This is a genomic window from Acinetobacter sp. UBA6526, from assembly GCF_002434875.1.
GTDB classification, from domain to species: domain Bacteria; phylum Pseudomonadota; class Gammaproteobacteria; order Pseudomonadales; family Moraxellaceae; genus Acinetobacter; species Acinetobacter venetianus.
Genome location: NZ_DJLC01000091.1, coordinates 1 through 11,293, shown reverse-complemented (window position 1 = coordinate 11,293; position 11,293 = coordinate 1). Strand labels below are relative to the sequence as shown.

Here is an 11,293-nt window from a genome sequence, read left to right as displayed (position 1 = left end):
AAAGCATAAGAGCCTGTTGCTAAAACCAACTTATCGTAACTGATCACATCACCCATGCTGGTTGTGATCGTTTGATCTGCTGTATCAATGGCAATCGCTTTTGTATTTAGTCTTAAATCAATGCCATGTGCATCCGCGAAATCGAAACGAGCAAGTGACAAATCTTTTGCTGATTTACCAGAGAAGTATTCAGTTAAATGTACACGATCGTATGCGATACGTGGTTCTTCAGCGAGAATTGTGATTTCTAATTCATCATCAGCTTTTTCTAAGATAGCTTCGATGAATTTATGCCCCACCATACCGTGACCAATCATCACTAATTTCATTGTGTTTCTCCTAAAATCTAATCTGGGTTAAGCTGCGCTGTTTTGTTCTGTGCCGCGTTCTAACACTGCTTGTTCGAATAAGCGTTGTTCTTTTTCTTTATGCTCTACCGAAAATCGGATCAGCATGACAGAACTCGCTGCGACCACCACCAAGCCACCTAAAACCATTAAACAAGTTTGAATATCGAGCATTCCTTTCAATAAGAAACCTGCTGCAACAGCACCGACGTTTCCACCTGCACCGATGATGCCTGCTACACCACCAAGTGCTTCACGATCAATAAAAGGAACCAATGCATAGGTTGCACCACATGCCATATGAGTAAACAGTGCAAATACGGTCATGCTCAAGATTGCAAGTGCTGCGCTATTCATATGAGAGAACAGCATGAGGAATAAGCCTTCGCCTAAAATGAGAAGGAATAGAACTTTAGTACGTCCATCCAAACCTTTTTTAAGTGCGACTCTATCTGAAAGGATACCGCCAAGCGCGCGAGCAAATAGTGCAAGTAAACCAAAGATACCCGCCGCTAGACCTGCTTCTTTTAAACCAAAACTGAAATGATCTACGTAGTACATCGCAATAATGTTATGAATAAAGATTTCTATGCCGAAGCATGCTGCATAAGAGAAGAAAAGAATCCATACACGATAGTTACGTGCTGCATGCATCAAGATTGCAAGACCGCCTTTTTTGTCGCTACCCACCACAACACCTTGGACACGAAGCTCTTTGTAATCACCTTGAGGGCAGTCTTGAGTAAATTTCCAGTAAAGTACACCGACAATCAGCATCATCACCCCTGGTACAAGCAGTGCAATTCTCCAACCCATCGCTTGCTCAACACCAAACATCACCAAAGCAGAAAGCAATAGCGGCATAATCGCTTGTGTCGCACCACCACCCGCATTACCCCAACCTGCTGATGCGGCATTTGCAGTGCCCACAACATTTGGGGCAAACATGACACTGGTATGATATTGAGTAATTACGAAGCTCGCGCCAATTGCGCCGATGAGTAAACGGAAGAATAAGAACGACTCGTAGCTATTCGCTGCTGCAACACCAAAGACAGGAATACTGCCAATCAGTAATAAAGCGGTATACGTTTTACGTGGGCCATATTTGTCACACAGCGGTCCAACAATCAAACGAACAAGAATCGTGATCGCAACTGCTGCAATATTGATATTCGCGATTTGATCTTTGGTTAAATGAAATTCACCGGCAATGACTGGCATCAACGGCGCGCAAGCAAACCAAGCAAAGAAACAAACAAAGAATGCAAGCCAACTGAGGTGAAACGCTCGCATCGCTGGTGCGGAAAAGCTAAAGAGCTTAATTGATGTGGCTTTTTTCGCCGATAAATCTAAAGACATTGCCATCTCCCATACTGAACGTATACTGCTTTGTCGACACATCAAGCTGTGTTAACAAACCGATCAGATCGGACATCGTTGGCCGTCTTACAATTTTAAAAAGTCGTCTTTGACTGAGATTAAATAAGCAAGTGCTATGCCAACTCACAATTAATTTTTAATTAAAACATTAAGAAATTGTTTTTATTATATTTTTTTAAAATATCATCGTCTCTACAAATGCTAAAACATGCTTTAACATCATGTACTATGAATAATGACCTGTTTTATTGCATCCTCATCTATGCTTCAAAAAAACTCTTTTTTTGCACCATAAAGATACACAATCCATCTTTTAAGGATTCCAACATCGATTTTCATTTCATCATTACAAAAGCAGCGATACAATAAAGCGCATAAACAACAAGTCTATAAAGTAATTGCACCGAATAAGAATTTCTTTATGGCACTAATATTGCTTCAAAAACAATGCTTACGGCACATTCATGTGCTCATATCTATAGATTGACCTTTATACTTATGCCGAAACTCAAAATCGCACTCATTGACGATGATCAGGCTCGAGCGGAATACATTAAGAACAGTTTAATACAACATGACTTTGATGTAGTTGCTTGCTTTACACTCGATCACCTGAATATTTTTAAATTAGAACATCTTCAAGCAGACGTGATTCTGCTTGATATGGATCATCCACATCGTGATGTCATTGAAAGCTGTGTAAGTAACTTTGACTTACCTACCGTCCTTTTCACCAAAAACACAGATAAAGATACCATCAAACAAGCTGTCGATGCGGGGATCACAGCCTATATCGTTGATGGTATCGACCCAAGTCGTTTGCATACCATTTTAGATATTTCTATTGAACAATTTAAAAAGCACAAGAAACTCGAATGTGATCTCAGAGATGCAAAAACTAAACTTGCAGATCGTAAAGATGTAGAAAAAGCCAAAGTTCTACTCATGCAATTGCATGGATTGACTGAAGACACTGCATTCCAGTTACTACGCAAAAATGCAATGAGTCATCGTATGACGATTGGTGAAATGGCACGTCGTCTGCTTGATGCCCAAGAATTGTTAAATAATCAAATAAAGGATGAATAGATGAGCCATTCAGTTGAATTAGGAAACTTAGAAAAAACCGAATTGCAACTTGGTTATATTCCTTTGCTTGATTGTGCCGCGTTATTGTGGGCAAAACATCGAGGCTTTTTCCAAGAAGTTGGGCTAGAGGTCACATTAGTCAAAGAAGCATCATGGGCAAGTCTCCGTGACCGTCTTGCATTCGGCTTATTAGATGCCGCACATTGTTTATCCGCAATGTTACCTGCTGCTGCAATCGGTGCAGATCAAATTGGTATCCCTTTACAAACACCTTTGGTTTTAAGTGAAAATCGTGCATTTATTAGCTTAAGTCAAAAACTATGTTTTGAACTCAACATACAAAAGCAAGACTCTGCACAAGTTACTGCAAACAAATTGGTTGGTTATATCAAACAGCAAAATCCAGTGTCTTTAGCGCATGTATTCAAACATTCGATCCATCATTATTGTTTGAGAGAATGGTTAGCACTTGCTGATGCAGAACTTGCCCATACGATCAAAGTGAAAACCTTACCACCTCCGTATATGGTTGAAGCTCTGAGTAATCATTTAATTGATGGCTTTTGTGTAGGAGAACCTTGGAATACTCAAGCTGAGTTACAAGGTCTCAGCCATATCGTTTGTTCAAGTCAACAAGTTGCGCCAAATGTCGCTGATAAAGTACTTGCTGTGACTCAAGAATGGGCTGCTCAGAATCCAAATACACTCATTGCATTAAGCAGCGCCATTTTGAAAGCTCAACGAGAACTTCAAGTCTTAGAGGATTTCAGTCCTGTTTGGGAGCTTTTGACAGAATTTGATGTCATACAATTCAATTGCTCAGCTGATGTACATGTTGAAAAGTTTTATACCATCCAAAATATCATTCGGAATTTTGTGCAAAATACGGCTGAACCTAAAAACAGTGATTTCGAATGGCTTTTTCAACAAATGCAAAAGTGGAACAGTTCAAATGACCGAGCAGCATCCTATGAAATTCAAGCATCTAGTTGTCTTTTGCTAGATACTTACACTGCTGCAATTTCAATGACAAAATAAAAAAAGCTGTCTTTGTAAAAAGACAGCTCAAAAATCAAGAATGATATGCATTCATCATCAACAAGTCCTGAGTAATAATGATTTTAAATGATTAAACTTAACTTTTTCAGACAATTTTATGTCATTAATCGCTACCCGAAATGACACAATTCATGCTTTTTTGCCAATCGCTAAGCACAGCAAATTGAATAAAGAGCAAACAACGACCTGAATCGAAAATGATTAACAATAAAGACTTGTATAAACCATAAAGACTATAAGGATATTTCATGTATTCGAGCGCAAATAACAGAATGACTCGTGCAAAACTAATGCTCACTCGCCAACAAAAACCATCAACTAAAAGCATAAAAAACAGTTATTTATGCTTAAATTATTCGACTAATTACCTATTCCATTGTTTTTACAAAATGAATAATTTAGTCCACCAGTTAGTACATCTAATCATCACTAAAAATAGCGATTCATTTTTTTTGACTTCCGAGTTACACAAATCACCTCTACGAAATAAGGGATTTCAGTTTAAAATATTCAAAAAGCAAAATATCTAAAAATTTGTCATTTTTTAACATTGCCAATTCCTTGCAAAGTTTTCATTATATGCACCATGCTTGGTATGCAAATTTCTTCACTGATTAAAACAAATTATAAAAAAAATGCAGAATTTTGTGCCATAATAAGCAAACTTTGCAGACATCTTGCAAAAAACTTTTGCAGATTTAGAATTGGAGCAGGCTGAATGAGCTCAACCATTTTGGTGATTCACGGACCGAATTTGAACTTGCTAGGAAAGCGCGAACCAGAGGTATATGGTTATCTCACTTTAGATGATATTAACCAACAACTCACTGCTCAAGCTCAAAATGCATCTTTAACCATAAATACTTTTCAAAGCAATTGGGAAGGTGCGATTGTAGATCGCATTCATCAAGCGCAAAACGATGGGGTAAAATTTATTATTATCAACCCTGCTGCGCTAACACATACCTCAGTTGCTGTACGTGATGCCCTTCTCGGCGTTGCGATTCCATTTATTGAAGTTCATTTGTCAAATGTTCACGCACGTGAGGCATTTCGTCATCACTCGTATTTATCAGATAAAGCCATCGGCGTGATTTGTGGCTTAGGTGCTAAGGGTTACTCCTTCGCACTCGATTACGCTATCGAAAAAATTCAATCTTCTAACTAATTTATACATTTGCAGGAATGCTCACTCATGGATATCCGTAAAATCAAGAAACTCATCGACTTGATGATTGAATCTGACTTACAGGCGATTGAAGTTAAGGAAGGTGATCAATCCATCTCATTAACTCGTCCAACACCAGTTTATGCTGCTCCAGTTGCTGCTGCTCCTACAGCTACAGCGCCTGCAGCACCTGCTGCAAAAACACCACGTGGCGCAGTAGAAACCTCACCAATGGTTGGTGTGTTCTACGCAGCTCCAAGCCCTGGTGAAGCACCGTTTGTAAATGTAGGTCAAACTGTTTCAGCGGGTGAAACGCTTGGTATCATCGAAGCAATGAAGATCATGAACCCAATTGAAGCAACTCAAAGTGGCGTAATTGAAGAAATTCTAGTGAAAAATGGCGAAGTCATTCAATTTGGTCAGCCACTTTTCCGCTACCGTGCTTAATCAGTTTGGGGATTTCTATGTTGCAAAAAGTATTAATTGCAAACCGTGGTGAAATCGCTTTACGCATTACGCGGGCTTGCAAAACTCTTGGCATTAAAACTGTTGGTATTTATTCTGATGCCGATAAAGACTTGATGCATTTACGCTTTGTTGATGAAGCAGTATGTATCGGGCCGGGTGCAAGTAGCGAAAGCTATTTAAATATTCCTGCAATTATTACTGCTGCAGAAATTACAGGTGCTGATGCCATCCACCCGGGTTATGGTTTCTTATCTGAAAATGCTGAATTTGCTGAAATTGTAGAAAATTCAGGTTTTATTTTCATTGGTCCACGTCCTGAACATATTCGCCTTATGGGCAATAAAGTATCAGCGATTATTGCGATGAAAAAGGCAGGCGTACCGACAGTACCTGGATGTGACCATGCCGTAACGATCAATAATGCGCTTGCTGAAGCTAAAGAAATTGGCTTCCCATTAATCGTTAAAGCTGCCGCTGGTGGTGGCGGTCGTGGTATGCGTATTGTTGAACGTGTAGATACACTTCTCGAGTCAGTTCAAGCTGCTCAACGCGATGCTGAAATGTGGTTCGGGGATGATACCGTGTATATGGAACGCTTCTTACAGAAGCCTCGCCATGTCGAAGTACAGGTATTAGGTGATGGTAATGGTCACGCGATTCATTTATATGATCGAGACTGTTCTTTACAACGTCGTCATCAAAAAGTGTTAGAAGAAGCGCCTGCACCAAACCTACCAGAACAAGCGCGTGCAGACATTTTAGAAGCATGTGTAAATGCTTGTAAATTGATGCAATATCGTGGTGCAGGTACGTTTGAATTTTTATTTGAAGAAGGTGAATTCTTCTTCATTGAAATGAACACACGTGTTCAGGTTGAGCATCCAGTCACTGAAATGGTGACAGGTGTTGATATTATTGAACAGCAACTTCGTATTGCTGCTGGTTTAGGCTTAGAACTTGAACAAGATCAAATCGAAGTTAAAGGTCATGCGATTGAATGCCGTATCAATGCAGAAGACCCAACGACGTTCTTACCTTCACCCGGTAAAATCGAGAGCTTCTATGCTCCGGGGGGTGCTGGCATACGTTTAGACTCTCATATTTATCAGGGTTATAGCATTCCGCCGTACTATGACTCAATGATCGCTAAATTGATTTCATATGGTAAAGATCGTGAAACATCTTTATCTCGTATGCGTCAAGCTTTAGATGAAATGATTTTGACCGGTATTAAAACCAATATTCCATTACACAAAGACTTAATCTTAAAAGATAAAAACTTTTGTGAACAAGCAATGGATATTCACTATCTAGAAAAACATTTGCTCAAACAGCTCGAACCACAAGCTGAGAAAGCATAAATAAAAAAGCCTCTTAATTTAAGAGGCTTTTTTATATCTAGAAAATATTATGGTAAAACTCGGCGTAACGTTGCAAAGCACTTGTCGCCTTTTTCATTGGCACAGAAATCAATCGTATGCTCATTTTCCCATTTCACGAAATATTGTGAAACTTCACCAGTTTGATCTTGCTGTTGACCTGAACAATCAACTTCATTGTTGTCATATTTGATCTGTAAAATCAGAGCTGGTAATCGCTCTTTATGATCGTCAGAAGGTTGATAATCATAGAGACCATATGTCCACTCTTTACCGCTTTTGATAACGACATCGCTCATACCACGGAAGTTATAGTACTCTACACATTTTTTATTATTTGCGATTTCCATTCCCCACAGCCCCATAATTTCAGGTCGAGTAATGACGCGAATTGCATTTGCCTTAGCTGCTTGTTGCGCTGTTGCTGTATTTGTCACTGTCTCTGCCATCGTCCATGTCGAGCAGGCACACAATAATCCAATAATATAAATATTTTTCATAGATTTAATTAAGTCGTCTTCTAAAACGTTCCATGGCCTTAACTTAGCATATTTTTTAAGAAAAACACTTAATCATAACCATATAAACACAATATTTTTGTCGGACGATTTATTTGATTGTGATCTAATTTTTTTAAGGTATTCTTGATGATTAAAATTATTTCTTTGTACTTTATAAAAATTTAGCTGAAGGGATAAAGGCTATGAAATTTTCTGAATACATCCAATACGACGGTTTAGGTTTAGCTCAGTTGATCAAACAAAAACAAGTTCATCCTTCTGAGTTATTGGAAATCGCATTAGAACGTACAGCTCTGGTTAACCCAAAGCTTAATGCAGTCATTATTCCAATGTACGAGCAAGCAAAACATCGTGCTCATCAACCTAAATCAGGTATGTTTGCTGGTGTTCCCTTTCTGGTCAAAGACTTATTTCAAGAATATCAAGGTATTCCAACCTCGTACGGAAGCCAAGCACTCAAAAATATAAACTATACGCCTGATTTTAATGCTGAAATTGTCAATCGTTGGGAAGAAACAGGTATTATTACATTCGGTCGTACCAATACGCCTGAGTTTGGGATCAAAGGCATTACTGAACCTGATGCTTGGGGTACTTGTCATAACCCTTGGAATTTAAAATATAATAGCGGTGGCTCTTCTGGTGGTTCAGCATCGGCTGTTGCTGGTGGTTTAGTTCCAATTGCAGGCGCTGGTGATGGTGGCGGTTCAATTCGTATTCCAGCTTCTTATTGTGGTTTATTCGGTTTGAAACCGAGCCGAGGACGTACGCCTTGGGGGCCACAATATAGTGAAGCGATGCATGGTGCTGCAATGCAGCACGTCTTGAGTAAAACGGTTCGAGACAGCGCGGCTATGTTAGATGCAGTACAAGGTCCAGAACAAACTTCGCTATTTAAAATTGAAGCACCAATCCAGAAATATTTAGATGTTATTCAACAAACACCTAAAAAATTAAGAATTGCATTTAATACTGCATCACCGATTGGCACTAAAGTATCTAAGGATGCGATTCAAGCCGTTCATCAAACAGCAAAGCTTTTGGAATCATTGGGACATATTGTGGTTGAGGATCGCCCACAAATTGATGGAATGGCATTAGCAAAAGATTTCGTCACAACTTGGTTTAGCCAATTCTCTTATATGCAAGCGCAAATTAAGCAAATGTCAGGTGCAACGGATCATGATTTTGAACTTGATTCTGTTGCCTTGGCTGCTTTTGGGGCTAAAACCACTGCAACAGAATATATTCATACTTTGAATAATTGGGGACACTACAGTACTCAAATGAATCTTTTCTTTGAACAATACGATTTATATTTAACACCAACCACTGCTTCGGTTGCCCCAAAAAATGGAGAAGTCGCAACACCTGCTTGGCAAAAGCCAATTTTAAAAGGTCTATTAAAAGTCGGAAAAGCACACTATTTAGCTCAAGGAAAGCTTGTTGAGCAAATGGTGAGAGATAATTTAAGCTGGGTTCCGTTTACTCAACTCGCCAATGTAACGGGTTTACCCGCAATGTCTGTCCCACTCTATTGGAATAAAAATGGCTTACCTTTAGGGAGTCAATTTATTGCACCTTTTGGTCGAGAAGATCGTTTACTGCAACTTGCTGCTCAGCTTGAACAGGCACAACCTTGGATGCCAGAATATCAAAAGATAAAAATCTAAATGATTATTAGGCTGTTGTTTCAACTTGATTCGGCAGCCAAATCACCAACATTAAGCCCAATAGCACGACGATACTCGCACAGAGAAATATCGTCGAGCCTGAAAAAATCTGCCAATAATGTCCCGCTAATAAACTACCTGATGCAACGCCTAATCCCCACATCGTGCTATAGAGTGCTTGACCACGTCCCTGCTGTTCTGCTGAAAAGTTTTGGAAAATAACTTTCATTGCAATCAAATGGAATAAGCCAAAACTAAATGCATGTAAACATTGTGCAAGAAGTTGTCCTATAAAATTAGCTCCAAGCATTCCCACTAAAAACCAACGCAAGCTCGTAAATAGCAAACAAATGATGACCAGTGATCGCCATGAGAATCGAGTAAAAAAGACTTTTTGAGCGATCGCAAACATGACAATTTCAGCAATAACGCCTGTCGCCCATAATGAGCCGATCTGTGTAGTACTAAACCCAATTTCTTTCAGAAAATTACTATAAAAACTGTAAAATGGTGCTTGTGAAAAAAGCAAAATAAATTCAATTGTGAAAAATGCCGCAATCATCGGCTTTTTTAAAATCGGCAATAACGGTTCTAATTTTCTTTGTGAGCTTGGCGCATGTTCTGGCTCTTTAATGCTAAAAGACCATAAAAAGGCTAAAAATGAAACGGATAACAGTAAAATCGGTAACATAGAAATCGGAATAACTTCTAACAATGCTCCTATCGCAAACACACCTACGATAAAACCCACAGATCCCCATTTACGTATCTTTCCATACAGCTCAGCTCTCTTTTCGCCTAACCAAAATAAAGTGACCCCTTCAAATTGTGCCAAAATTGCATTTTGAAAAAAGCTAAAAATCAGCATCAGTAAAGCCACGGCTTGAAAACTATTTGGAATAATAAAAATCGCAAACCAAATGCATGCTTCCATCCAAGTTGCAATACGAACCAAAAGCATTCTTTTACCTGATTTATCAGCAACCCACCCCCAAATAAATGGTGCAAAAAAACGAGTAATGATCGCAATCGAAGATAAAATACCGATTTCTTGATAATTAAAACCTTGATCTTGTAGATAAAGATTCCAATAAGGCATGAACGTGCCAACAATTGAATAGTAGAAAAAGTAAAAACCACCGAGTCGGGTTTTAATATTCAATGATTGCAACAATTTAAGAAACCCTTTGGTGGCTTAATGCCGAGCTGGAAAGAGATGATATATTTTTATAATTCTATCTTATTTAAACATTGAGTTCTTAACTCTAGATAGAGAATGATCAATACTTTTTCTTTATTTTTATAAAAAAATAGAGCCTCTCGGCTCTATTTTCTTGATGGTATCAAGCTGACTTCGCCAATACTTCAGCCATTGCTTTGCCAACTTTATAAACATTATTCATGTTTAAACCAGCCACACAAATACGGCCACTACGAACAAGGTAAATTGCATATTCTTCACGCAGTGTGTCCACTTGCTCGCCTGTCAAACCTGTGTAGCTGAACATCCCTTTTTGGTTTACAAGGTAACTAAAGTCACGATCAGGTAAGGCTTTGGTCAGTTCATCTTTGAGGATGCTACGCATTTTTATAATACGCTCACGCATCTCTTTGACTTCGCCCTGCCATTGTTGGTTGAGATCGGCGTCATTGAGTACTTGATCAACCAACCATGCACCTGTTGTTGGTGGGCTAGAGTAGATACGACGTACTGTTGCTTTTAACTGGCCGAATGTGCATTTTGCGGCTTCAGCATCATCACATACGAAAGTTAAACCACCAACACGCTCACCATACAGTGAGAAAATTTTAGAGAACGAGTTGCTGACAATAAAGTTCAAGCCCGCTTGGTCTAAGGCGCGGATTGCATAAGCATCTTGTTCCATACCATCACCAAAACCTTGATAAGCGATGTCGAGGAATGGAATCAGATTACGCTCTTTTAACACTGCTATCACTTGATCCCATTGTGCTGGATTTAAATCCGCGCCTGTCGGGTTGTGGCAGCAAGGATGTAATAACACGATGCTTTGCTCTGGCAAAGTTTTTAATGTCGATAACATCCCATCAAAATCAACACCACGTGTTTCAGCATCAAAATATGGATAGAAGTTGCTCTTGATGCCAGCACCGTTGAAGATCGCAACATGGTTATCCCACGTTGGTTGGCTCACCCAAACTTCTGAATTTGGAAAATAAGTTTTTA

At 39.1% G+C, this 11,293-nt stretch carries 11 protein-coding genes; 6 read left to right on the top strand and 5 right to left on the bottom strand.

What is annotated here, in order from left to right; translation table 11 throughout:
• Both B4237_RS05915 and B4237_RS05910 read right to left on the bottom strand, forming a co-directional pair.
• Window positions 1-329, bottom strand: a 329-nt coding sequence (locus B4237_RS05915; protein WP_286942133.1) for an FAD-dependent oxidoreductase, incomplete at its 3' end; no start/stop codon positions are given.
• A gap of 27 nt (window positions 330-356) precedes the next feature.
• On the bottom strand, window positions 357-1,709 hold the full coding sequence (locus B4237_RS05910; protein WP_374974188.1) for an MFS transporter: 1,353 nt from the start codon (window positions 1,707-1,709) through the stop codon (window positions 357-359).
• Window positions 1,710-2,228: 519 nt separating this feature from the next.
• On the opposite strand from B4237_RS05910, the gene B4237_RS05905 reads away from it, so the two are divergent.
• The 5 genes from B4237_RS05905 to accC all read left to right on the top strand — a co-directional run bounded on the left by B4237_RS05905 (window position 2,229) and on the right by accC (window position 6,875).
• Window positions 2,229-2,819: an ANTAR domain-containing response regulator gene (locus B4237_RS05905; RefSeq protein ID WP_061525114.1), complete on the top strand. Its 591-nt coding sequence runs from the start codon at window positions 2,229-2,231 to the stop codon at window positions 2,817-2,819.
• Window positions 2,820-3,857, top strand: coding sequence for an ABC transporter substrate-binding protein (locus B4237_RS05900; RefSeq protein WP_278595462.1), 1,038 nt, complete (start codon window positions 2,820-2,822; stop codon window positions 3,855-3,857).
• A 739-nt stretch (window positions 3,858-4,596) separates the two neighbouring features.
• Window positions 4,597-5,046 (top strand): type II 3-dehydroquinate dehydratase, encoded by a 450-nt coding sequence (aroQ, locus tag B4237_RS05895; RefSeq protein ID WP_278595463.1) that lies wholly within the window; start codon window positions 4,597-4,599, stop codon window positions 5,044-5,046.
• 27 nt (window positions 5,047-5,073) lie between these two features.
• The gene (gene accB / locus B4237_RS05890; RefSeq protein ID WP_004879279.1) at window positions 5,074-5,493 is read left to right on the top strand and encodes an acetyl-CoA carboxylase biotin carboxyl carrier protein; all 420 of its coding nucleotides are present in this window, start codon (window positions 5,074-5,076) and stop codon (window positions 5,491-5,493) included.
• Between the two features lie 17 nt (window positions 5,494-5,510).
• Window positions 5,511-6,875: an acetyl-CoA carboxylase biotin carboxylase subunit gene (accC, locus tag B4237_RS05885; RefSeq protein WP_004879277.1), complete on the top strand. Its 1,365-nt coding sequence runs from the start codon at window positions 5,511-5,513 to the stop codon at window positions 6,873-6,875.
• A gap of 47 nt (window positions 6,876-6,922) precedes the next feature.
• On the opposite strand, the gene B4237_RS05880 is transcribed toward accC, so the two are convergent.
• Window positions 6,923-7,393 (bottom strand): hypothetical protein, encoded by a 471-nt coding sequence (locus tag B4237_RS05880; protein ID WP_004879275.1) that lies wholly within the window; start codon window positions 7,391-7,393, stop codon window positions 6,923-6,925.
• A 203-nt stretch (window positions 7,394-7,596) separates the two neighbouring features.
• Between B4237_RS05880 and B4237_RS05875 the strand changes: the two genes are divergently transcribed.
• Window positions 7,597-9,087, top strand: a complete 1,491-nt coding sequence (locus B4237_RS05875; protein WP_278595464.1) for an amidase — start codon at window positions 7,597-7,599, stop codon at window positions 9,085-9,087.
• 7 nt (window positions 9,088-9,094) lie between these two features.
• Here the strand turns inward: B4237_RS05875 and B4237_RS05870 are convergent, their stop codons facing one another.
• Both B4237_RS05870 and B4237_RS05865 read right to left on the bottom strand, forming a co-directional pair.
• A complete protein-coding gene (locus B4237_RS05870; protein WP_278595465.1) occupies window positions 9,095-10,261 on the bottom strand; it encodes an MFS transporter in 1,167 nt (388 codons plus the stop codon).
• Between the two features lie 169 nt (window positions 10,262-10,430).
• Window positions 10,431-11,293: aromatic amino acid transaminase (locus B4237_RS05865; protein ID WP_286942123.1), on the bottom strand; the 863-nt coding region annotated here is incomplete at its 5' end.

Excerpts from the sequence above, each read along its gene's own strand:
- B4237_RS05875 (WP_278595464.1), top strand. The coding sequence starts at position 7,597 with ATGAAATTTTCTGAATACATCCAATACGACGGTTTAGGTTTAGCTCAG.
- B4237_RS05880 (WP_004879275.1), bottom strand. The coding sequence starts at position 7,393 with ATGAAAAATATTTATATTATTGGATTATTGTGTGCCTGCTCGACATGG.
- B4237_RS05905 (WP_061525114.1), top strand. The coding sequence starts at position 2,229 with ATGCCGAAACTCAAAATCGCACTCATTGACGATGATCAGGCTCGAGCG.
- B4237_RS05900 (WP_278595462.1), top strand. The coding sequence starts at position 2,820 with ATGAGCCATTCAGTTGAATTAGGAAACTTAGAAAAAACCGAATTGCAA.
- B4237_RS05910 (WP_374974188.1), bottom strand. The coding sequence starts at position 1,709 with ATGTCTTTAGATTTATCGGCGAAAAAAGCCACATCAATTAAGCTCTTT.
- accC (WP_004879277.1), top strand. The coding sequence starts at position 5,511 with ATGTTGCAAAAAGTATTAATTGCAAACCGTGGTGAAATCGCTTTACGC.
- aroQ (WP_278595463.1), top strand. The coding sequence starts at position 4,597 with ATGAGCTCAACCATTTTGGTGATTCACGGACCGAATTTGAACTTGCTA.
- accB (WP_004879279.1), top strand. The coding sequence starts at position 5,074 with ATGGATATCCGTAAAATCAAGAAACTCATCGACTTGATGATTGAATCT.